Annotated in this window: 11 protein-coding genes; 6 read left to right on the top strand and 5 right to left on the bottom strand. The window is 75.0% G+C overall.

All coding sequences use genetic code 11. The annotated features are described in order from the left end of the window. Positions 1-20 precede the first annotated feature (20 nt). The 3 genes from ACRRSS_RS16935 to ACRRSS_RS16925 all read left to right on the top strand — a co-directional run bounded on the left by ACRRSS_RS16935 (position 21) and on the right by ACRRSS_RS16925 (position 6,211). Positions 21-1,883: an HSP90 family protein gene (locus tag ACRRSS_RS16935; RefSeq protein ID WP_435971972.1), complete on the top strand. Its 1,863-nt coding sequence runs from the start codon at positions 21-23 to the stop codon at positions 1,881-1,883. Further along, a complete protein-coding gene (locus ACRRSS_RS16930; RefSeq protein WP_435971971.1) occupies positions 1,884-5,057 on the top strand; it encodes a hypothetical protein in 3,174 nt (1,057 codons plus the stop codon). Between the two features lie 296 nt (positions 5,058-5,353). Then, positions 5,354-6,211 (top strand): maleylpyruvate isomerase N-terminal domain-containing protein, encoded by an 858-nt coding sequence (locus ACRRSS_RS16925; protein ID WP_435971970.1) that lies wholly within the window; start codon positions 5,354-5,356, stop codon positions 6,209-6,211. Positions 6,212-6,260: 49 nt separating this feature from the next. Here the strand turns inward: ACRRSS_RS16925 and ACRRSS_RS16920 are convergent, their stop codons facing one another. Beyond that, the gene (locus ACRRSS_RS16920) at positions 6,261-7,187 is read right to left on the bottom strand and encodes an ABC transporter permease (protein WP_435971969.1); all 927 of its coding nucleotides are present in this window, start codon (positions 7,185-7,187) and stop codon (positions 6,261-6,263) included. Beyond that, the gene (locus ACRRSS_RS16915) at positions 7,184-8,176 is read right to left on the bottom strand and encodes an ABC transporter ATP-binding protein (RefSeq protein ID WP_435971968.1); all 993 of its coding nucleotides are present in this window, start codon (positions 8,174-8,176) and stop codon (positions 7,184-7,186) included. Before ACRRSS_RS16915 ends, ACRRSS_RS16920 begins: the two co-directional genes overlap by 4 nt. Positions 8,177-8,546: 370 nt before the next feature. Here ACRRSS_RS16915 and ACRRSS_RS16910 point away from each other — a divergent pair, with 370 nt between their 5' ends. Next, positions 8,547-9,161 carry a histidine phosphatase family protein gene (locus ACRRSS_RS16910; RefSeq protein WP_435971967.1) on the top strand — a complete coding sequence of 205 codons (615 nt, stop codon included), beginning with the start codon at positions 8,547-8,549 and terminating at the stop codon, positions 9,159-9,161. A 184-nt stretch (positions 9,162-9,345) separates the two neighbouring features. Here the strand turns inward: ACRRSS_RS16910 and ACRRSS_RS16905 are convergent, their stop codons facing one another. Then, entirely contained in the window at positions 9,346-9,717 is a 372-nt protein-coding gene (locus ACRRSS_RS16905) for a fic family toxin-antitoxin system, toxin component (RefSeq protein WP_435971966.1), read from the bottom strand. 17 nt (positions 9,718-9,734) lie between these two features. After that, positions 9,735-9,962, bottom strand: a complete 228-nt coding sequence (locus ACRRSS_RS16900; RefSeq protein ID WP_435971965.1) for a hypothetical protein — start codon at positions 9,960-9,962, stop codon at positions 9,735-9,737. A 181-nt stretch (positions 9,963-10,143) separates the two neighbouring features. Between ACRRSS_RS16900 and ACRRSS_RS16895 the strand changes: the two genes are divergently transcribed. Continuing rightward, positions 10,144-10,692, top strand: coding sequence for a flavoprotein (locus ACRRSS_RS16895; protein WP_435971964.1), 549 nt, complete (start codon positions 10,144-10,146; stop codon positions 10,690-10,692). 49 nt (positions 10,693-10,741) lie between these two features. Here ACRRSS_RS16895 and ACRRSS_RS16890 read toward each other — a convergent pair whose 3' ends face one another. Continuing rightward, entirely contained in the window at positions 10,742-11,113 is a 372-nt protein-coding gene (locus ACRRSS_RS16890; RefSeq protein WP_435975523.1) for a hypothetical protein, read from the bottom strand. Here ACRRSS_RS16890 and ACRRSS_RS16885 point away from each other — a divergent pair. Further along, entirely contained in the window at positions 11,048-23,929 is a 12,882-nt protein-coding gene (locus tag ACRRSS_RS16885; RefSeq protein WP_435975351.1) for an amino acid adenylation domain-containing protein, read from the top strand. The genes ACRRSS_RS16890 and ACRRSS_RS16885 overlap by 66 nt on opposite strands. The last annotated feature ends 183 nt before the right edge of the window (positions 23,930-24,112 follow it).

Below are 24,112 nucleotides of genomic sequence, written 5' to 3'. Positions count from 1 at the left end.
CCACCGAAAGACTCCGTCAGGTGCCCCAGTCCTCATCCGCACACACCTTCCAGGTCGACCTGCGCGGCCTCGTCGACCTGCTCTCCCACCACCTCTACTCAAGCCCCCGGGTCTACCTGCGCGAACTCCTGCAGAACGCCGTGGACGCCATCACCGCGCGGCAGGCCGTCGACCCCGGCGCGCCCGCGTCCATCACCGTGCGCACCGGTGACACCCTCACCGTCACGGACACCGGTATCGGTCTGACCGAGGCCGACGTCCACCGTTTCCTCGCCACGATCGGGCGCAGCTCCAAGCGGACCGCCGACGGCGCCCTCGACGGGGCCGGACTGGACGCCGCCCGTGGGGACTTCATCGGCCAGTTCGGCATCGGGCTGCTCGCCTGTTTCGTCGTGGCCGACGAGATCACGGTGGTCAGCCGGTCCGCGACGGACCCCTCGGCCCCCGCCGTCGAATGGCGCGGTCACTCCGACGGCCGGTACACGATCCACACACTGCCCGCGTCGGCCGTGCCCGAGCCGGGGACGACGGTGCGGCTCACCCCGCGCGCCGACAACGCGGAGTGGACGAGCCCGCATCAGGTCGTGGCCCTGGCCCGGCACTACGGCGGTCTCCTGCGGCACGAGGTCACGGTCGTCGGGCCGCGCGGCGAGAGCCACCAGGTCAACGAGGCGCCCCCGTGGGAGCGGGACCACCGCTCCCCGCTGGCCCGGCGCGAGGCCTTCACCACGTACTGCCGGGGCCTCTTCGACTTCACCCCGCTCGACACGATCGAGCTGGACCTTCCGGCGGCCGGTCTGCGCGGCGTCGCCTACGTCCTGCCCACGCCCGTGAGCCCGGCGCAGCGGGCGGGACACCGCGTCCACCTCAAGGGGATGCTGCTCACCGACCAGGCGCCCGAACTGCTTCCGGAGTGGGCCTTCTTCGTGCGCTGCGTGGTCGACACCACCAGTCTGCGGCCGACGGCGTCCCGGGAGGCGTTGTACGAGGACGGCACCCTGTCCGCCGTACGGGACGCCCTGGGCGAGCGGATCCGCGACTGGCTCACCGGGCTCGCCGCCAGCGACCCGTCGCTGCTGCACCGCTTCATCGACACCCACCACCTCGCGGTGAAGGCGCTCGCGCGGCACGACGACGAGCTGCTGCGGATCGTGCTGCCGTGGCTGCCGTTCGAGACCACCGACGGGAACGTGACCCTGGAGGAGTTCTCCCGGACGCACCGGACGCTCCTCGTCACCCGGAGCGTCGAGGAGTTCCGCCAGGTCGCCCCGATCGCCGCCGCGGCCGGCCTGGGCGTGGTCAACGGCGGCTACACCTACGACCGTGACCTCGTGCACCGGCTTCCCGAGATCCGTCCGGGCACGTCCGTCACGGACCTCGACCCCGCCACCGTCACCGCCCACCTCGACGCCGTCGACCCGACCGCCGAACTCCGGGCGGCGGCCTTCCTGTCCATCGCCCGCGAGACGATCGGCGTCCACGACTGCAACGTGGTCCTGCGGGACTTCCAGCCGGTCACCGCGCCGGCGCTGCTCCTCGACAACAGGGACGCGCGGCACGAGCGGACCCGGTCGAGCCTCGCCGCCGAGAGCGACGGCCTCTGGGCCGACATCCTGGGCTCCCTGCGGCACGAGACCCCGCGCGCCCAGCTCGTCCTGAACCACCTCAACCCGCTGGTCCGCCAGGCGATCACGATCACCGAGCGGGGCCTCGCCGTCACGGCCGCCGAGGCCCTCTACGGCCAGGCGCTGCTGCTCAGCCGCCGCCCGCTGAGGGCGAGCGAGAGCGCCCTGCTCAACCGGGCCTTCATCGGCCTGCTCACCCACGCCATGCACCAGCCCGGCACGGCGGCACCCGGCTCCGAGCCCCGGAAGGAACTGTAGATGCTGGACACGCCCGAGGCCGTCGTCGAGGCGCTGCGCGAGAACCACGAGCGCCCCCACGGTCTGCCGCGCACCGTGACCGCCGAGGAGCTCGTCGAGGCCGCCGAGCCCTTCGACAAGCCCGACGTCCTGGTCACGGCCCTGCTGGAGCTGATGTCGGCGTACGAGTTCACCGGCGAGCACCGCAAGTCGCCGGTGGTCTTCGCCCGGCTGCTCAAGCTGTGGGACACCGCTCCCGAGTCGTTCAGCCAGTGGGAGGCCCACCAGGTCTGCTGGCGGTTCAAGTGGGTGACGACGTCCCTGTTGCAGGTGCCCGAGATGCCACTGGCCTCCGTACGGAGCTGGATCGAGCAGATGCGCGGCCGGTACGAGGCGGCCGGGCACGGCATGCAGCCGGTGGCGGCGATGCGCTATCACGTGGCGCACCACACCGGCGAGGGTGTCGCCGACGCCTACGACCTCTGGGCCACCCGGCCCCGTACCGAGCTGAGCGACTGCGAGGCCTGCGAGACCCGGCACTTCGCCTGGCACCAGGTGGTGGCGGGCGACGACGCCGGTGCGCTGGACACCTGGCGGCCGGTCTTCGACGGGGCCCAGGCCTGCACCAAGGAACCGCAGGTGAGCCAGGCGCGCGCGTTGCTGCCGTTGCTGCGCCTCGGGCGTACGGACGAGGCGCGCTCGCACCATCTCACCGGCTACCGGCGGGTCCGCGGTCACACCGGCATGCAGGAGGAGGTCGGTCTGCACCTGGAGTTCTGCGCCCTCTCGCGCAACGAGGGCCGCGGTCTGGAGATCCTGGCGGAGAACCGCCCCCTCTTCGAGGCGACGGGCGCGCCGCTGGCCCATCTGGAGTTCCTCACCGGCGTCGAGGTGCTGCTCGCCCGGCTCGTCGAGGACGGCCACGCGGACACCCCCGTCGCCGGGCCGCCCGGACGGAACTGGACGGCGGGCGGACTCTCCGCCCACGTCCGCTCCGAGGCGGACCGGCTCTCCGTCGCGTTCGACGCGCGCAACGGCACCACAGCCGTCGGAGACCGCCGCCGCTCGCGTCTCGCGCGCGGGCCCCTGCTCGACGAGCCGCTGCCGCTCGGACTCCGGACGTCCGCAACCCGCTCCCCCACACCGGCGGGTACGGCGGCGAGGGCGGGGGCGGCCGGGTCCCTCGGCGCGGCCACGGCGGGGCCGGAGGTTCCCGACGACTTCTTCTCCCTGGTGACCGAGGCACGGCGGATGGCGCGCCTCGGACACCCCGGGGACACCCGCCTCTGGACCCGTATCGCCGAGCGCGTGGCGGACGGGCGCACCGCGCACGACGACCGGCTCGGCCCGGAGGAGCTGCTGCGGGCGGAGCTGGCCGAGCAGCGCGCGTACCTGCTCCTGCAGGAGGACCGTCACGCGGAGAGCATCGCCGAGTTGGAGCTGGCCGCCGGCCTGTTCGAGCGGCTCACGATGCCGTGGCAGGCGCTCTCCACGCGGACGCGTGCGCTCGCGTGGGCGACGACGTCCGATGCCGCCGCGGACCTGGGCCGTGCGGCGGGGGACGACGACCACGCGGACGGCGGCACCCTTCGGGCGGGCGCGGACGCGGACACGGACGGCGGCACCGCTCGGGTGGGCACGGACACGGACACGGACGGCGGCACCCCGCTGACGTCCGCGGACGCGGTCGTCCTTACCCCGCCGGTGGGCACGGACGCTGACGCCGACACCGTGCGGGGCGCTCTCGACGCCTGCCTGCGCGAGGCCGAGCGGCTCAGCGCCGAGGCCCCCTTCACCGGTGAGCCGCAGCCGCTGGGCGAGGCCGAGGCCGCCGCCTGCGCCGACCTGGCGTCGGAGCGCGCGCTGGAGTACCTCACCGTGCTGTACTCCTCCCTCTTCGCCGCCTACCAGGACCTCCAGCGACACCTGCCGGAGGCCCCCGAAGCCGTGCGGGAGCGGTTCGAGCAGTCGGCCCAGAGGCTGCGGTCCGAGGCGGAGCGCCTGTCCGTGCCCCACCACGTGGCCAACGCACGCCAGTTCGTCGCCGACATCGCCGCCCAGCTCGGCGACGCGGTCCTCGCCGAGTCGGAACTGCGCGCGGCCCTGGAGGACGTCGACGCCTCCGGGCGGCCCTGGCGGGGTTCGCGCCCGCGTGCGCTGCTGGCCCAGATCCTCCTCGCCCGGCAGGAGCCGGCGGAGGCGACGGAGCTGCTGCACCGGGCGATCGCCGACGCGGTCCGGTACGACGACACGGACTTCCCGCTGGCCCCTACGTACGCACTGCTCGGCCACGCCTCCTCGCACCTCGGGGACTCCGCCGGCGCCGTGCGTCATCTCTCCGAGGCGGCCGCGCGGTTCGACCAGGACGGGACGCACGACGAGGCCGCGCAGGCGCGTCTCCAGCTCGCCGACGTCCTGGCGAACACGGGACAGCAGGCGGACGCCGTCGCCGTACTGGAGTCCGTCCTGGCCGACGAGGCGGCCTCGTCGCTCGACGAACGCCTCGTCTGCCAGGCCCGGCTCACGCTGGCGCGCGGGATGCGGGAGCTGGAGGAGTTCCTCGCCTCGGCGGAGGAGTTCCTGCGTCTCGCGGACACCGTCGCGGCCTGGGAGGACGATCGCGCGATCCACACCCTGGTGGCCGCGGAGGCCGCGACGACGCTGGCGCTGGCCGAACGCTGGGAGGCGGCGGGCACGGCGTACGAACGGGCGATGGCGGCGCACGCCGAGGCGCCGCACCCACCGCTGATCATCCACATGATGCGCGAGTTCGCCCGTCTCACCGTGTCCGCGCGGGAGGAGGACGGCGTCGATGTCGCGCTGCGGCACCTGGCGGACGCCGACGCGGTCCTCGCCGCGGTCCCGGACGGTACCGAGGGCTTCCACCCCTGGTACGAGAGCGGTGAGATCCACTACCGCCGTGCCCGTGTCCTCGCCCAGGCGGAACGCTTCGCGGAGGCCCTCACCGAGGCGGAGGCCGCGATCGCCGCGCACGAACAGGGCGGGCCGCAGGGCGAGATACCGCGCGCGGAGGCGGTCAGGTTCGCGGCCCTCGTCGAGGGCAACGGTCTGGGACGCTTCACGGAGGCCGTCGCCCGCCTCACGACGGCGGCGGCCCGCTGCCGGGCGTCGGACCTCACGGAGGCCGCCGACATCCTGGACGCACTGCGCAAGGAGTACGCGACGCGGCCGTAGGGGCGTGACGCTCGCGGGGCCGTCGGGGGACGCGGGCGTCGGCGGCCGTCGCGGGGGCCGGACTTCTTCGGTGCGGCCGCTCCCCCAGCGCCGAGGTCGGCGAGGTGGTCACTCGTTCGTGCCGGGCCTTTTCGGGGGCACGCGGCGCACCGGGCAAGGCCGACGCCGGCGACCCGCCCGGCCGCCCGCGCCCGTCGCCGGTCCGCGCCCGCCGCCGTCTCCTGGTGAACGGACCTGTCGCGACCGCCCTACCAGGCGGTAACCTTCGGGCCCGTTCGCAGCCCTGGGGGAGTTGTATGGGTACCGTCACGCGGTTCGATCCCGTCGCCGAGCACGAGAGGACCCGCGCCGCGTTGCGGGCCGTGGTCCCGCGGCTGGTCCGGCTGTTGCGCGAGGCTCCCGACCCGGACGCGGCCTCCGGTGTCCCCCTCTGGACCGTGGCTGACGTCGCCGCGCATCTCGCGGGCGTGTACTTCGCCTACTCCGCCGACCTGACGGGCGAGTCCGTGGAGTGGGACGGCCTCCTGCCGTCGGGCGAGGGACCGCTCGGCGAGCGGATCGCGGCCGTGAACGCCACGTCCGTCGACCTCTTCCGGGGTGGGGAGCACGCCCGCCCGGGCGACTTCGTCGCCGAGCGGAGCGGGATGTTCCTGCGGGCCACCGAGGGCCTCGCCCCGGACACCCCCGTCTCCGCGCCCTGGCTCGGGAAGGGCGTGACGGTCTCGCTGGCGGCGGCGACCGGTCTGATGCTCAGCGAGAGCCTCGTCCACGGTCTGGACATCGCACGTGGCGCCGGACTTCCGTGGCCGATCGGCCCGGCCGAGGCGAGCCTGGTGCTCGGACAGTCGATGCCGACGATGATGCCGCTGGCTCTGGACCCGGTGAGGGCGCGCGGTGTCCGCATCGCGTTCGACCTCGCGATCAGGGGCGGCCCCCGGCTGGCGGTCGTCGTCGACGACGGGACGCTGACCGTGACCCGTGACGCCCCGCCGCGCGCGTACGACTGCAGGATCACGGCGGCGCCGGCCGCGTTCCTCCTGGTCTCCTTCCGCCGCACGCCGGTCTGGAAGGCGATCGCGCGCGGGCAGATGCGGGCCGGTGGCCGCAGGCCGTGGCTCGCCACGCGCCTGGGCGAACTCGTCGCCAATCCCTGAGGCGGCGGAAGCGGACGGCCCCGCGGTACCCGCGAGACCCCGAGGGGTCTCACAGGTCGCGCCGCCGCAGACCGACGATCGCCACCGCTGCCGCCGCCACCGCCCACACCGCGTAGACCGTCCAGGCTCCGCCGGTGGTCCAGGGAAAGGGTGTCGGAGCGGGGCCGGACTCCGCGAGCCGCACCCAGGCGCGGAAGGGCAGGGTGTGTCCGGCCACCGCCGACCAGTGCCGGCCGTCCGTGAGGGCGACGGGCAGGACGAGGACGACGGCGACCGTGACGATCATCGTGGCCGCCGTGTGGCGGAGGAGGGTCCCGATCGCCATGCCGACGAGCGCGCACACCGGGGCGAGCAGCGCGGAGGCGAGGACGAGGCGCACGGCGCCGGGGTCGCCGAGCGAGACCCCCAGCCGCTTGCCGTCGAGGATCGCCTGGGTGAGACCGAACGAGGCGCCCGCGACGAGCGTCCCGAAGGCGGTCGCGACCGCCGCGGTGACGACGGCCTTGGCCGCCATCAGCGCACGGCGGTCCGGGACGGCCGCGAACGTCGCACGGAGGGTGCCCGTGCTGTACTCCCCCACGATCGCGAGGGCACCGATGGCCCCGAGGGCCAGCATCATGACCGTGGCCGCGTTCCCCGTGAACGCCAGCTGCAGAGGGATCCCATCGCGGATGAAGTCGGCCCGGTCGCTCGCGCTCTCCTCGGTCCAGTACTTGTACGTGTCCCACGCCGTGCCCACGTTGAAGGCGATCACGGCCGCCACCGTGGCCCCGTAGGCGATCCAGGTCGAGCGCAGCGAACGGAGCTTGACCCACTCGGAGGCGACCAGATCACGGAAGCGGGGGCGGGGCTCCGGGATGGACGGGCGGGGTTCGACGACGGGGCGGCGGTCGACGGAGCCGTGGGTCGCCCTCATCCTCATGTCTGCGTCCGGGCCGGCAGTCGTGGCGGGGGGCGTCGCGCTGGTCGGGTTCATCGGGATTCTCCTGCGAGGTACTGGACACTGTCGGCGGTGAGTTCCATGAACACGTCCTCCAGGGACGCGGAACGGGTGGTGAGCCCGCGCAGCGGGACGGAGTTCTCCAGGGCGATCTCGCCGATCCGTTCCGCGGTCAGGCCCGTGACGGTCAGCCGGCCCCCGTGTCCGCTCCGGTCCCCGTGTCCGCTCCGGTCCCCGTGTCCGCTCCGGCCCGCGTGACCGTCTCCGGCCTGGTCCGCGCCCCGGCCCCCTTCCACCGTCGCGCCCTCGGCCACCAGCAGGTCCCTCAGGGCAGCCGCCGCCCGTGTGCTCACCTCGACGCTCCCTCGCGAGCCGCGGGCCGAGAACTCCCCGAGGCTCTCCGCCGCGATCAGCTCACCCCGGCCGATGACGACCAACTGATCGGCCGTGTGCTCCATCTCGGACATCAGATGGCTCGACACGAACACGGTGCGGCCCTCGGCGGCGAGCCGCCGGAACAGGCCGCGGACCCATGTGACGCCCTCGGGGTCCAGGCCGTTGAGCGGCTCGTCGAAGAGCAGCACCGGCGGATCGCCGAGCAGGGCCGACGCGATGCCGAGCCGCTGCTTCATGCCGAGCGAGAATCCGCCGACACGGCGCCCCGCGACTTCGGCGAGGCCGACCTCCCGCAGCACCTCCTCGACCCGCCGGCGCGGGATGCGGTTGCCGCGCGCCAGTGCCGTCAGCTGCGCCCTCGCGCTGCGACCGCCGTGCACGTCGTGCGCGTCGAGCAGGGCGCCGACGTGGCGCAGGCCGCGCGGCCGATCGCGGAAGGGACGGCCGTCCACGGTGACGGTGCCACCGCTGGGCTCGTGCAACCCGAGAATCATGCGCAGCGTCGTACTCTTGCCCGCGCCGTTCGGGCCGATGAACCCGGTCACCCGACCCGGCCGCACGGTGAAGGACAGGTCCTTGACGGCGGTCGTGCCGCCGTATCGCTTCGTGAGCTCGTTGACTTCGATCACAGGAACAAGGTGCCTTCGCGGTGCCCCTCCCGTCGTCCGACCGGTGCTGACAATCCCGGGGCTCCGTTGTCGACCCCGGTCGTACAGCCACGGGTTGACGACAGCTCACGTGTGGACCGATCCTGGGCGTCCGCGCCGCCACCCGTCCCGCGGCTCCCGGTGGGACCGCCCCGTCGCGTGGGGCCGCACCACATCGAGGATCAGCCGTGACTCCGCACACCGGACGACCTGCGGGTCGGCGCGTGTACGGCGTGCACGCCCCGCTGGCCGTCGAGGAAGTGGAGTGGCGGAGGGCGCGCGTTGTGCCGAGGAGCTACGGTGGGGCCTGACCTCCAGGAGTGACGCACGGCACGAAGGGAGGAGTGCGGTCATGGGTGACCTCCTCCTGATCCGCCACGGTGAGACGCGGTGGAGTGCCACGGGCCGGCACACCGGCCGTACCGATCTCCCCCTCACGCCGGACGGCGAGGCCGAGGCCCGCACGCTGGCCCCGTTCTTCGCGGGCCGTTCGTTCGCCTTCGTTCTGACCAGCCCGTCGAGCCGGGCCCGGCGCACCGCGGAGTTGGCCGGTCTGGGCGACGCCGTGGACGACGACGACCTGTGCGAGTGGGACTACGGCGGTTACGAAGGGCTGACCACCCCGCAGATCCACGAGGACCGGCCGGACTGGTCGCTGTGGCGCGACGGCGTGCCCGCGCACGCGGACGGGCGGCCCGGGGAGTCGGCCGCGGACGTGGGACGGCGCGCCGACCGTGTCCTGGCCCGGGTCGCACCCGCGCTCGCGGACACCGACGAGGACGGTGTGGTGGTGGCCCACGCTCATCTGCTGCGGGTGCTCACCGCCCGCTATCTGGACCTTCCGCCGTCCGAGGGGCGTCTGTTCCTCCTCACGACGGCGACCGTGGGGCGGCTGTCGAAGGAGCACGGCCTGCCGGTGATCGCGGGCTGGAACCAGCGTCCGCGCCGCGTCGGGGCCGGTACGTGAGGTGCCGTCGGCGCCGCCGCGGCGGGCGAGCCGCCGAGGGCCGGAGCCGGGCTGCGACGGACGCGTGAACGGGCACGGCACCACCCCGCGCGGCGGCGGGTTGGCCCCGCTCCCTCCGGCCGCCGGCGCCACGGTCATGGCGACCGCTCCCCCACCGTTGCCCCGCGTGAGCGGGTCCCCTCCGTCAGCGGGTCCACTCCAGCAGGACGGCCGCGACCTCCCGGACGTCGACGCGTCCCTCGGCCACCCGCTCCACGAGGTCGATGGCCTCCTCCGCCGACACACCGACCGGGTACCCGGAGGCGTGCAGGTAGGCCGCCGCGACGACCACCCCGTACAGCTCGTTGGAGTGTTCGAGGGCCGGGACACGCACGAGTTGTTCCAGGAGCGCGGCGGCACGGTGGTGCGGCTGGTCGTAGACCGGCATGTCCATCACGCGGAAGACGTGGCGGGCGCGGGCCGCTTCGAGCGATCCCCAGTCGGATATCTCGGGGTCGCCGGGGATCTCCTGCTGCGCGACGTCAAGCAGCCAGGACAGGTCGATCTGGAGGAGCACGGTGGGTCCCGCCCCGCTCAGACGGCGTCGGCGCTGTGTTTCGTGGGGCGATCGAATCGCTCCGCGAAGGCGTGGCCGTGCTCGGCGACGAAGGAACGGGCGCCTTCGAGGAACCGCGTGCGCGTCAGGTCGGCGTCGAGCACCCGGCCCGCGTAGTCCTCGGCGGGCACGTGCTTCTCGGCCGCGACACGCTCCAGCGCCTCGTACGCCTCGTCGCTGATCTCGATCCTGATTTCCCGTGCCATGGCATCACGGTAGCGGCCCGCCGCCGGGCGCGGCAGGGGACGGACCTGACGGACGTTCCGGCGTTCCGAGTCCGGCGGTGGTCGCGTCAGGGCGCCGTGGCGGCCCGGGCCGCGGGTGTCGTGGCGCCGTCGCCCCCGACTCCCGGCGGGGCCCGGTACCTCCCTGTGATCGGATGGGGCCATGGATTCTCGGACCCTGTACCTGTTCAGCAGCGCCGCCTCGCCCGTCTTCGACGTCGCCCGCGTCATCGAGGCGGCACAAGCCGACGGCTGGGACGTGTGCCTCGGTCTCACCCCGACGGCGGCTCGCTGGCTCGCGCACTCCCTCGACGGGCTCGCCGCGCTCACCGGCCACCCCGTGCGCTGGGACCACCGGCTTCCCGGCGAGCCCGACCTCTGGCCGCGGGCGGACGCGATCGTCGTGGCGCCCGCCACCTTCAACACGGTGAACCAGTCGGCTCTGGGCATCACGGACAAGTGGCTCGTCGGCGTGGTGGCCGAGGCCATCGGCAGGGGCGTGCCCATGGCGATGATGCCGTGTGTGAACTCCGCCCTCGTCGCCCATCCCCAGTTCGCGCGCTCGGTCGAGACGCTCCGGGGCGCCGGGGTCAGGGTCGTGTACGGCGAGGGCGGCTTCGTCCCCCATGAGCCCGGGCAGGGAGACCCGGCGACGTATCCGTGGCGCGCCGCCCTCGACGCCGTGGCGGACTTCCTCCGGATCGCCGCCTGACAGGGCGCATCGGAGGGGGCGTCGGCCCCTGCCGTCCGTGGGATGAAGATCAGTCATCATTACCGCAGACCAGACCGGGCCGGAATCGACCGGTACCTGATCCACGGGGGCGCAGATGCGGGGCGACGGCGAGACGGTGTTGTGGCATGTCCTGGCGGGTGCGGCGGAGGCCGCGCCCGGCCGGGGCATCGTCCATGCGCGCGGAGACGGGGCCGGGGACGGTGTCGGTCACGGAGCCGGGGGCGGGGCCGGGGCAGGGGATGGCGTCGGCGGTGCCGGTGACGGGGACGGACGCGGGAACGTCGCACGGGATGGCGGCGGTGATGGGGGCGAACGGACCGTCACCTACCGTGCGCTGCTCGACGACGCGCTGCGCGTCGCCGGCGGGTTCCTCCACGCCGGGCTGACGCCGGGGAGTCACGTGGTCCTGCCGGCCGACCGGGGCGAGGAGTTCCTGCCGCTCTTCTGGGGCGCCCTCGCCGCCGGACTCGTACCGGTGCCGCTCGCCCCGGACGTACGGCGGGTGCTGCCCGTCTGGGAGTTCCTCGACGGGCCGCCGGTCGCCGTCGGCGCGTCCACCGCGCCGCTGCTCGGCGCCCTGCCCGGCTCCGTACGCTCCCTGACCCTCGACGGGTTGCGGGAACACCCCGCGCCGCGGACGCTCCCGGAGCGGGCACCCGACGACGTGGCGTTCCTTCAGTTCTCCTCCGGCAGTACGGGAGCGCCCAAGGGGGTCGAACTCACGCACGCGGCCGTGCTGGCCAATCTGGCCCAGATACGCGCCGCGGCCGGCATCACCTCCACGGACGTCCTGGCCACCTGGATGCCGTACTTCCACGACATGGGCCTGATCGGCACCCACCTCGTCCCGCTGTCCGCGCGGATCCAGCAGGTCCGCGTGGAGCCCCTGACCTTCGCCAAGCGGCCCGCGCGGTGGCTGGAGGCGGCGGCGCGGCACCGGGCGACCCTGCTCTCGGCGGCCAACTTCGCCCTGGCGCTCGTCGAGCGGCGCGTACCGGAGGACGCGCTCGCCCGCCTCGACCTCACGTGTGTACGGATGATCCTGGTGGGCGCGGAACCGATCTCCCCGGCGGTGTGGGGGGCCTTCGTCCGGCGCATGCGGCCCACGGGGCTCGCGGCGGAAGCGCCACAGCCGGTGTACGGCCTCGCCGAGGCGACCCTCGCCGTCACCTTCCCCCCGCCCGGCGAGGTGGCCCGGCCGCTCGCCCTGGACCGGGCCGCGCTCGGTCGCGGGTGGGCCGTGGACACCTCTCCCGGTCCGGAAGCGGTGGAGTTGATGGACGTGGGCAGGCCCGTGCCCGGGTGCGTCGTGCGGATCACCGACGACGCGGGTGCCCGCGTGGAGGAACGCCGCGTCGGCCACATCGAGGTCCGCGGGCCGCAGCTGGCCCGTGGCTACCACCGCGCCCCGCAGGCCACGGCGGACGCGTTCGTCGACGGCTGGCTGCGCACGGGTGATGTGGGTTTCCTGCGCGAGGGACGGCTCTGTGTGACCGGACGGTCCAAGGACGTCGTCTTCGTCGACGGCCGGACGTTCCACGCGGCGGATCTCGAGGAGGTGGCCGGGGGCACGCCGGGGCTCGGTCGCGGCCCGGTCGCCGTGGTCGGCTCCACCGATCCGGCGGACGGGGGCGAGCGGGTGGTGGTCTTCGTCGCGCCCGCGCCCGCGACGCTGTCGTCCGCCACGCTCCCGGGCCTGCTGCGGGCGGTCGCGGGGCGGGTCCGTGAGGCGTTGGGCCACGACGACGTCAGGGTGTTGGCCGTTCCCGTACGGGCGTTCCCGCGTACGACCAGCGGGAAGATACGGCGCGGGGTGCTGCGCGAACGCTTCGAGGGCGGGGAGTATCCGGAGATCGCCGGGCGGGGGGCGACGGGGGTGGTCGCTCGGGGCGGCGGCTCGTTGCCGGGACAGCGGGGCGACGGCACCCTGCCCGGACAGCGGCGGGGCGGCGGCTCGCTGCCGGGACAGGGGGACGGCGACTCCTCGCGGGGACAGGGGGACGGCGACTCCTCGCGGGGACAGCGGGGTGGGGCTCCGGCGGGGGCACGGGACGGGTTCCCCGCGGTGCGGCGCCGGGACGACGCGTCGTCGGCCGCGCCCCGGGCACGTCAGGACGTCGAGGCGGTCGTGGTCCGCGTCTGGGGGCGCGTACTCGCGCTGCCGGTCGAGGCGATAGGGCCGGACGACGACTTCCGCGCGCTCGGCGGGTCGTCCCTCAAGGCGATGGAGGTACTGGCCGGCCTGGAGGACGAGTTCGGGGTGACGCTGCGCCCGTCCGAGATACGCGACCACACGACGGTGGCGGCGCTCGCCGGGCTCCTTCTCGCCGCCGAGACCGCCGAGACCGCCGAGTCCGCCGAGAACGCGGGGCACACGGGGAGCACCCGGAACACCGGGAACACCGGGAGCTTCGTCGGCGCTGCCGGCTCCGGCCGTCACGATGCGCGGGCGCACGTTTCCGCGCCGGAGCCGGCCCGGGCCGACGCCGCGCCCGTCGTCGCCGTCTCCGCCCTCGCCTGTCGTTTTCCGGGGGCCGATACCCCCGAGGCGTTCTGGGAGCGGCTTCTCGAAGGCTACGACGCCGTCACCGGCGTGCCCGACGGACGGTGGGCGGACCCGGCGGACGGTGACGGTCGCCGGGGCGCGTTCCTGGATGACCCGGCCGGTTTCGACGCGGGGTTCTTCGGTATCGGCGAGGAGGAGGCCCGGTCGGCCGACCCCCAGGCGCGCATCCTCCTGGAACTCGTGCACGAGGCCCTGGAACGGGCCGGTCACGCGGGCCCACGCCGGCGGGGACGGCGGGTGGGCGTCTTCGTCGCCGCCGGTGACAGCGGCTATCGCCGCGTCCTCGAACAGGCCTATGACGGCCAGGAGTTGCCCGCTTCGGCACTGACCGGGAACCTGCCGAACATGCTCGCCGCCCGCGTCGCGCACTGTCTGGACCTGACCGGTCCCGCGCTCGCGGTCGACACCGCGTGTTCGTCGGCGCTGGTCGCGCTGCACCTGGCACGGCGCAGCCTCCAGGCCGGTGAGTGCGACATCGCGGTCGTCGGCGGCGTACACCTGAATCTGACGCCGACGGGGTACGCGCTCCTGGAGAAGGCGAAGGCGCTGTCCCCCACCGGGCGCTGTCACGCCTTCGGAGCGGCGGCCGACGGTTTCGTTCCCGGGGAGGGCGGCGCGGCGATCGTCCTGACCCGTCTGGAGGAGGCGGAGCGGGCGGGGGATCCGGTGCTCGCGGTGCTCCGGGGCACGGCCGTGAACAACGACGGCCGCTCACTGAGCCTGATGGCACCCAATCCCCTGACGCAGCGTGAGGTCATCACGCGGGCGTACCGCGACGCGGGCGTCGACCCCGACAGCGTGTCGTACGTCGAGGCGCACGGCACGGGTACGCCGGTCGGCGACCCCGTCGAGGTCCGTTCGCTCGCGCACGCCTTTCCGCCACGCTCCGACGGGCACCCGCGGCTGCTCGGTTCGGTCAAGACCAACGTCGGACATCTGCTCAACGCCGCCGGAATGCCGAGCCTGGTGAAGGTGGTCCTCGCGCTCGGTCACCGGCGGCTGCCACCGTCGCCGCTCCGGGCCGTCCCCGGGCAGGGCCCGGGGATCGGGCCCGCACCGGGTGCCGCTCCCGCGCTCGACCTGGCGGGTCGCGGCTTCGCCCTGGTGGACGAGGTACGGGAGTGGGCGGCACCCGGCCCACTGGTCGCGGGGGTCAACGCGTTCGGCTTCGGCGGCACCAACGCCCATGCCGTACTGGAGGAGGCGCCGGCGCGGACCGAGCCGCGTCGGGCCCGGTCGAGCGGCCCCCGTCTGCTCACCCTGTCGGCGCGAGGCACGGGGACGGACGGGGCGGACGGGCTGCGCGCCGCCGCCGCGGCGCTCGCGGACCATCTGCGGGACCATCCCGGTCTCGACGTGGGCGATGTGTGCGCCGCCGTGGCCGGGGCGCGTGACGAGGGACCCCATCGCCTCGCCCTCGCCGTCGACGGCGACGATCTCCTCGACGACGAGAGCGGCCTCGCCGATGGCGGCCCCCTGCACAGCCCCCTCGTCCGCAGCGGACTCGCCCGTCTCGTCGAGCGGCTCGACGCCGTGCGCGACCGGAAGGCTCCTGCGCCAGCGGCCCCCGTGGTGTCTCGGGCGCGTCTGGTCTTCCTGCTTCCCGGGCAGGGTGTACTGCCCGACGGACAGGCCCGCGCGCTCCACGCCCACGCGCCCGCGTTCCGGGAGGCGCTCGAAGAGGCGTCCGGTCACGCGGGGGTCATCGGCGGGCGCACCCTCGCCGCCTGGTGCCTCGACCCCGACGTGTCGCCCGACATGCGCGCCGGGACCGATCTCGCCCAGCCTCTCCTCGTCGCGTACGGGGTCGCGCTCGCCCGCCAGTTGCGGGCGTGGGGGGTCACGCCGGACGCGGTCGCCGGTCACAGCGTGGGCGAGATCGCCGCCGCGTGCGTCGCGGGGACGCTCTCGCTCGGCGACGCCGTGCGGTTCGCCGCCGAGCGTGGCCGGCTGATGGCGGAACTGTGCGCCCCGGGTGCCATGGCGGCCGTGCGCGGCGCCGAGGAGACGGTGGCCGCCCTGGTGGCCGAAGCCCGGGGCGCGCTGAGCGTGGCCGCGGTCAACGGTCCCGAGCAGGTCGTCCTGGCGGGTACGGAGTCGGCTGTCGGGCGCGCCGTCGCCGAGCTCACCGCCCGGGGCATCGCCGCCCGCCGCCTCGGAGTGTCCCGGGCCTTCCACTCGCCCCTGGTGGAACCGGCCCTCGGTCCGCTCGCCGACGCCGCGGGGGCGCTCGTGCTCCGGCCGTCGTCGACGCCGCTGATCAGTACGGTCACCGCCGCGTGGCGACCGGACCTCGACCCCGCCTATCTGCGGGACCACGCGCGGCGGCCCGTACGGTTCGGCGCGGCCGTGGACCGGCTGATCGGCGAGGGGTTCGACACGTTCGTCGAGCTGGGCTCCACCTCCCTGCGCGGCCCCGTGCGCTCCGTCGTGGCGGCGCACGCGCGCGGAGCGGGCGCGGTCGCGCTCGCGGCCGGCCACCGGGACGGCGCGCGGGGTCTGATGGAGACCGTGGGCGCGCTCTGGCAGCGGGGCGTGCCCCTGGACCGGACGTCGTTGGATGCCGGGCGATCCCGGGTCGCCGTACCGACGTACCCCTTCCAGCGGCGTCGCTACTGGCCCGCCGCCGCTCCCCGGCCCCGGCCGCTGCTGCACCGGTTCGGGTGGGACGACGCCCCGCTGACCGTCGGCTCCGGGCCGCGTTCCGTCCTGCTGGCGGGGCCCGACTCGCCGCTGGGCCGCGCGTTCGCGGCGCGGCTGACGGAGCGGGGGGTCACGGTCGGGCGGGTCGGGGCCGTGCCGGACCGCGGGACGACGGCGGACCGTGGGGCCCTCGCCGGGACCCACGACATGTCCGGCTCCGAGACCGGAGTGCTGCCCGACGGCGCACCCGGCCCCGACGGCACACCCTGTTCCGACGCCGCCGCCCTGCCCGACGCCACACCCGGCCCCGACGCCGCCGCCCTGCCCGCCGCCCTGCCCGGCCCCGACGCCGCCGCCCTGCCCGCCGCCCTGCCCGGCCCCGGTGCCCTCGCTCCGTCCTCCGCCATGTCCGGCCCCGACGTCGTCGTGCTGCTCGCCGGTCCGACCGTGGAGACGGACAGCGCCGCCGCGCTCGACACGGCGCACCGGGCCCTCGTGGCCCACCTCCAGGACCTGCTGCCGCACCTCGTCAGCCACCGGCCCCGCGTGCTCGTCGTCACCGAGGACGTCCATGTCACCGGCGCCGGACCCGAGCGGCCCTGCCCCACCCAGGCGGTCCTGACCGGGCTGGCCCTGGCGCTGCCCGAGGAGGTGCCCGGAGTCGCGGCCCACAGCGTCGACCTGTCCTCCTTGGACGGGGTCGACACGAGGCTCGACGCGCTCCACCACGAACTCGCCGCCCGTCCGGTTACGGCGCCGGCGGACGGGGGCGCGGTCCGGCCCGCGACCGCCATCGCCTGGCGGGCCGGGCGACGTCTGGGCCGGACCGTCGAGCCGGTCGCCACGGAGCCCGGGCCCCGGGGGGCGCTGCCGGGCGACGGCGTGTATCTGATCACCGGCGGCGCCGGCGGGGTGGGCGCGGCGCTGGCCCGCGTTCTCGCGGGACGGGGCCGGCCGACCCTGGTGCTGACGGGTCGTTCGGCCGAGCCCCCCGCCGGGCTGCTCCCCGAGCTCCGCTCGCTCGGCGCCACCGTGGAGTACCGCTCCGCCGACGTGGCGCGCGCGGGCGACGTGGACGCGCTGCTGGCGGGTCTTCCCCGGCTCGACGTGCTGATCCACGCGGCCGGGGTGGTCCGGCCCGGCACCCTGCGGGCCAAGACGCCCGGGGAGGTGGCCGAGGTCCTGGCGGCCAAGACGCGGGGCACCCATCTGCTCGCGCGCGGGCTCCACCGGCACGGCCTGCGCCCCGCCCTCTGCCTGGCGTTCTCCTCCGTCGCCTCCGTGCTCCCGGGGCTGGCCGGGGCCGTCGGCGACTACGCCGCCGCCAACGCCTACCTCGACGCCTTCGCCGCCGCCGAGCGCGCGGCCGGACGGCCGTGGCAGGCGGTGAACTTCGCCGCGTTCGCGGAGACGGGGCTCCTCGCCTCGACGGGTGCGCCCGCCCTGGGCCTCGGTGCCGCCCGCGGGCCCGCGCCGCTGGCGACCGCCGAGGCGCTGGAGGCTCTGCACGCCGCCTGTGGGACCGACGCCGCCCATCTGATGGTCGCCGATCCGCGGCCGGCCGCCACCGGTCGTACACCCGCCGGCGTCGTCGTACCGACCACTGATCCGTACACCGAGCCCGTGCGTCGTACCGACGGGCCGCGTCCACCCGCAGCGTCCTCCGACCCCCACGGCGCACCCGTCGGGGAAGTGGGTGGTGTGCGCGCCGAGGGCACACCCGCTCTGGCGGAGGTCCTGCGGCGGCTGCTGTCCGAGACGCTCGGCGTGTCCCCGGAGGACCTCGGTGACGACGTGCCGCTGCTGGGCCTGGGGCTGGACTCGCTCATGGCCGTCGATCTCGTCAAGCGGCTGGAGAAGGAGCTCGATCGCGACCTTCCCATCACCCTGTTCTTCGAGCACCGGACCCTGGGGGAACTCGCCCGTCAGCTGGGCGGCTCCGAGGACCGTGCCGTCGCCGTCACCACCCACGTCCCCGGTGCGGAACGGGCGACCGACGACGGTGTTCACTTCGCCCTGACGCCGGTCCAGCTCGCCTTCCACGCCCAGGGCGGGCTGCACCCGGACGTCGCGGCCTACGGGTACGTGACGCAGGACGTCCGAGGCCCGCTCGACCCCGACCTGCTCGGGAGGGCGCTGGGCCTGCTGGCCGACCGCCACGCGATGCTCCGCATCCGGTTCCTGACCCGCCCGGGGCAAGCGGAGCCCACGCAGGCCTCGGTCCCGCCCGGCGGCCACGACGCGCTTCCCGACTGGTACGAGGTCCACGACCTGGCCGGTGCGCGCCGTACCGATCCCGCTGACCCGGCCGGCGCACGCGACACCGTCGGCCGCGCCGACCCCGCCGATGACCTCGGCGGGGAGACGGCGCGGCTCGAAGAGGCCCTGTGCAACCGTCCGTTCGACCTCACCTCCGAGGCCCCGATCCGAGCGGTGCTGGTCCGTTCCGCGGTCGCGGGCGTCGCCCGACTCGTGCTCGTCGTGCATCACGCCGTCGCCGACGGCTACAGCCTGAACGTGCTCGGCGAGGAACTCTGGGCCCTCTACACGGCCCTGTCGCAGGGGCGCTCCCCGGAACTGCCGCCACCCCCTGCCCACTTCGCCACGTACGCGGCGCACGAACGGACCGAGCGGTCCGAGGCGGTGCTCGCCGAGGACCGGGCGTACTGGCGCGAGGTGCTCGCCCGGAGGGGCGAACCGCTCCCGCTGCCGTACGACGGTGATCCGCTGAGCCTGCCCGAACCCCCGCTCCTCTCCCACCAGGTGAGCCCCGATCCCGAACTGTCGGCCGCGCTGCGCGAGGTGGCCGCGGCACACGGCGTGTCGCTGTTCCACCTGCTCCTCGCGGCGTACGCGCGCTGCCTGTCCCGGTGGAGCGGAGGCCGGGAGGAGGTGTCCGTCAACGTGGCTCGGGCCCGCCGCGAGACCCGGCTGCCCGGCATCGACCGGCTGGTGGGGCCGCTCGCCGACACCCTGCCGGTCCCCGTCCACGTCGGCCCCGACGACTCGGTGTACACCCTCGCGGCACGGCTGCGCGACGCGTGGCCCGAGAGCGAGCGCCACGGGCGGATCACTAGTCCGGATCTCGCCCGGCTCCTTCCTCCGGACGGGGCGGGACCGCGTACGGCCTCACCGGCGTCGTTCAGCTTCGCCCGGTTCCCGGTCTCCCTCGCCTCCGACTGCCCGGTGGGGGTCCGTCCCATCTCGGCGGGGACGGCCTCGGCGGCCACCCGGCTGAGCCTGCTCTGCTGGGAGTCCGAGGGGGCCCTGGCCTTCTCGTGGAACTTCCCCGCCCGGTTGTTCCACCGGACCACGATCGCGCGGCTCGCGCGCGAGCACCTCACCGAACTCGTCGCCGCCGCGGGGCTCTCGGAGGCCGCCGCCGGACTCGGCGAAGCCGCCGCCTCCGTACCCACCGGACTCCCAGAGGCCGCCGCCTCCCCCGTACCCGCCGGACTCACGGAAGCCGCCGCCTCCCCCGTACCCGCCGGGCGGTCGACCGTCCCGGTCCCCCTCGGCGGTCCCTCGGGCGTCCGCCCCGACATCGTCGACCGCCTCCGCGCCCAGTTCCGGGCGACGCCGGACGTGGTGGCCGTCGACACGGGGGACGGCGTCCTCACCTACGCCGACCTGGATCGGGCGTCGGGCGCGCTGGCCGCCCGACTGCGGACCCGGGGCGTGGTGCCGGGCGACCTGGTGGGGCTGCTGACGGCACCGGGCGCCGACACCGTGGTGGGTGTGGTCGGCATCCTGCGGGCCGGTGCGGGCTGGGTGCCGCTGGACGCCGCCCATCCCCCGGCGCGCCTGGCCGACCAGCTGGAGCGGTCCCGCGCCCGTGCTCTCGTCTGCCATGCGGCGACCCGGGAGGCGGCGACGAGACTCGCCACGGCCGCGGACCTCACGCTCGTCGCGGCCGACGTCCCCTCGCCCGAGCCGTGGTCCGCGGGGAAATCCGAGCCCGGATCCGCGTCGCCGTCCGCACCGTGGCCGGAGCCGCCGGGCCTGCCGTCCTCCGGCCGTGCCGAGGTGGCGATACCCGGCGCCGGACCCGACTCCCTCGCGTACGTGATCTTCACCTCCGGCTCCACCGGGCGCCCCAAGGCGGTGCCGATCACGCGTCGTTCGATGACCAACTACCTCGACTGGGCGCTGGCCACGTTCCGTTACGGCGAAGGCGACCGGCTCGCCCAGACGGCGTCGGTGTGCTTCGACGCGTCGGTACGCCAGATCCTGGCGCCCCTGCTCGTCGGCGCCACGGTGGTCACCCTGCCGCGGCGGCTGCTCCGTGACCCCGACGCGCTGCTCGACCGGGTCGAGCAGGCGCGCGTCTCGGTGTGGAGTTCGGTCCCGAGCCTGTGGTCCCGGCTCCTGGAGGCCGCGGAGACCCGGGTGCGGGACGGCGGGCCCACGCCGGACCTGTCGGCCCTGCGCTGGATCCACGTCGGCGGCGAGGCGCTGCCGCCCGCCCATGTACGCCGCTGGTACGACCTGTTCGGGCCCGGACACCGGATCGCGAACCTGTACGGGCCGACCGAGGCCACCATCAACGCCACGTTCCACATCGTCGACAGCCGCCCCGCCGACGACGTACGGGCCCTGCCCATCGGCACTCCGCTCACCGGCACGGAGGTCGACGTGGTGGCGGCGGACGGGAGGAGTTGCCCGCCGGGAGAGCCGGGCGAACTCCTCATCTCCGGCGTGGGACTCACCCCCGGCTATCTGCACGCGCCCGAGCTGACCGCCGCCGCGTTCACCGTGCGGGAGGGGCGCCGCTGGTACCGCAGCGGCGACCGGGTCCGGCGTGACGCCGACGGCGTGCTGGAGTTCCTCGGGCGCCTCGACGACCAGGTGAAGATCCGCGGGCACCGGGTGGAGCCCGGCGAGATCGAGTCGGCGCTCCTGACGCATCCGGCGGTCGCGCGGGCCGCCGTGGTGCACCGTGACGAACGGCTGAGCGCCTTCGTCGAGTGCCGGCCGGGAGTCGCGGCGCCGGACTCCACGGCTCTGCGGGCCCATCTGGCGCGGTCGCTCCCGGAGTACATGCTCCCCGCGCGGATCCGCCTCGTCGACGAACTCCCCCTGACCGGGACGGGGAAGATCGACCGTGCCCGGCTCACCGCGCCCGCGCCCGCCTCCGTGTCCGCCCCCGTCTCCGGCCCCCCGTCCGGTCCCGGTCCCAGCCGCGTGGCCGCTTCCGAGCCGGCCTCTCCGGGAACGCGTCCGGTGACACCGACCGAGCTCCTGCTCGCCCGCGTCTGGTCCGAGCTCCTCGACACGGAGCAGGTCCGGCGCGAGGACGACTTCTTCGCGCTCGGCGGCGACTCCCTGCTCGTCCTCCAGGTGTTCGCCCGCCTGCGGGAGGAGATCCCCGCCCTGTCGCTGCCGAGGCCCACGGCCGTCTACAGCCATCGCACCCTGGGCGCCCTCGCCGCGGCCATCGACCGCGCGGGCACGGACGAGGAGCCTCTCGACACCCGGTCCACGCCCCGTGAAGGCGAGGGCATCCACGGGCCCGCCCCCTTCCCCCTCACGCCCTCCCAGCGCGGCTTCCTGCTCGCGGAGGCCATGGCCCCCGGTTCGGACACGGCGTGGCTCGCGTGTCTGCGGGTGGACGGGCCCCTGCGGCCCGAGGCGTTCCAGCGGGCCGTCGACGCCTGCGTCGTACGCCATCCGATGCTGCGGACCGTCTTCCCCGCCGGGATGCGGCCGCCGGTGCAGCAGGAGCTTCCGCCGTCCCTGCGTCTCCCGGTCGATTTCGAGACCCTCGCCGATCCCGGCCTTCTCGCGTCCCGGGTCGCCGAGGAACGGGAGCGGCGCTTCGAGCCGTGGGCGTGGCCGCTGCTCCGTCTGCGGCTGCTCACCCTGGGACCCGACGAGCACGCGCTCCTCGTGCACGCCCACCATCTGATCGGCGACGGTTACAGCGTGGCGCTGCTCGGCCGGGAGCTCCTCTCCGCCTACGACCGTGTCGTACGGGGCGAGCCGGCCGAACTCCCGCCGCTGAGAGGCACGTTCCGCGATCACGTGGCCCTTCAGGAGCGCGTGGCGTGCGAGAGCGGCGCCCGGGCGCGGATCGACGCGCCCTATCGCCGCCCCGTCCTCGGGCCCCCGTCCGGCGCCCGGGCGTCCGGCACGGACCCGGCGGCGCCTCCGTACCACTCCGCCGGGTTCACCCTGGAGGAGAACCAGGTCGCGGCCCTGCGCAGGATCGCCACGGTGGCGGGCTCGACACTCTTCGCCCCGGTCCTCACGGCGTACTACCGGGCGCTGGCCGCGACGACGGAGCAGCGGGATCTGATCATCGGTCTCGCCGTCTCCGGCCGGGACGACGCCCAGCCCGACACCCACCGGGTGTTCGGCCCGTACGCCGCCGCCGTACCGCTTCGGCCCGGTCCGCCGCCCGGCGGGGACCCGACGGTCCGTACGTTCGCCGAGGACCTGCGCGCGGTGGTCGACGAGGTCGAGGCGGCCCGTACGCACGGGGTGCGGGCACCGTCGGGGGAGCTCGGGCTGCCGGTGGCCGCCCAGTTCTTCTTCACCTTCCTGGACTTCTCGGCCCTCGGTCCGATGAGCGGCGAGACGCTGAGCGTGCGGTGGGACGACGGCGACGCCGTCCTCGCGCCGCCTCCGGTGGGTACGGACACGTTCCTCGCGGTGCGGCCGGTCGGCGCGGGAGAGGTGAGGGTGACCCTGCGCGCGTCCATCGCCGCCTTCCCCGACGCGGCGGCCTTCGACGCGTTCGCCGACGCCTTGCGGAAGGAGCTGGCCGGGGCGGCGGACGGGGGCGTCCTGGACTCCGCGCTCGTGGGGTACCTGCCGCCGCCCGGTCAACTCGTCCCGCTCGGGGGGCCGGTGGCCGAGGCGGCCTCTCGCGAGCACCTCCGGCGGCTGCTCTTCCCGGACGGGCGCCCCCGCCTCGTGGAGGAGATCAGCACCCCGCTCGGCCGGTCCGGGTTCGTCTGCCTTCCCCTGTTCGCCGACGAGCTCGCGTCGACGCCCGACCTGGCCGACCGGACGGCCGGAGCCGTCGCCTACGCGTCGGCCCTGGGTGCGCGCTGCGTCTCGCTCGCGGGCATGATCCCCTCCCTCACGGCGTACGGCTTCGGCGTCCTGCGCGAGATGGACGCCGGCGCCTCCGCCGGCATCACCGCAGATCCGCCCGCCGACACGGACACCGGTACCGGTACCGCGACGGCGCTCACGACCGGGCACGCGGCGACGGCGGTGTCCGTCGTCAAGACCGTCCACGCCGCGCTCACCCGGACCGGCCGGGAACTCGGCGGCCTCGTCGTGGCCGTGGCCGGCCTGGGATCCATCGGCAGTTCCTCCCTCGAACTGCTCCTGACGACGGCGGACGAGCCGCCCGCCCGGCTGCTCCTCTGCGACGTTGCGGGGAGTGCGGCACGGCTGCGGAGTCTGGGCGAGGACCTGGTGGCCCGAGGCCTGGCCCGGAACGTGGAGGTCCACGCCTCGGGTCCGGCCCTGCCCGCCGCCGCGTACGAGGCGGGTCTCATCGTCACGGCCGTCAGCGGGGGCGGTGCGGTGCTCGACGTGGCGGGGCTCCGGCCGGGCACGATCGTCGTCGACGACTCGTTCCCGCACTGCTTCGACACCACCGAGGCCCTGACCCGGATGCGGGAGCGGCGTGACGTCCTGCTCGTCGGGGGCGGCCTGCTGTCCGTCGGGGCGGTGGAACGCCGGACGGCTCCCGGCCTCCCGCCGGCCGCCGCCGCGGGGTACGCGGCGCGCTCGTGGCTCCCCGGCACGGTCGCGTCGTGCCGTCTGGAGTCCCTGCTCCGCGCCGCCCGCCCGGAACTCCCCCTGGTCCACGGACTGGTGGACGCGGGGATCGCGCTGGCGCACTGGCGGGTGATGGAGGCGGCGGGCATCGAAGCGGGCCCGCTGCACCTCCTGGGTCACGCCCTGGCGACGGAGGAGGGCGATCTCGACGGGTTTCCCCCGCCCGGGCCCACCGAGGGCGGTGACGGCGCGAACGCCGGAACGTGACCATTTCCCGCAGGACTTGGCGAGAAGACGTGTGCGGCGTGGAGACGATGCGGAGAGGACTTTAAGAAACCTTGTTGAATAAGCCCTTACCCCTGGTTCCCTATTGATTTGCTCCTGCCAACCCGCACAGGGTTTGTCTCGAACGTTTGACGCCCCACACGTCAACACGAGGAGAGAACCACC

Origin of the sequence: Streptomyces sp. Qhu_M48 (assembly GCF_051305195.1) — a bacterium.
Classification (GTDB): Bacteria; Actinomycetota; Actinomycetes; order Streptomycetales; family Streptomycetaceae; genus Streptomyces.
The sequence above is the reverse complement of the archived record's forward strand: the minus strand, read 5'-3'. Positions and strand labels throughout refer to the sequence as shown.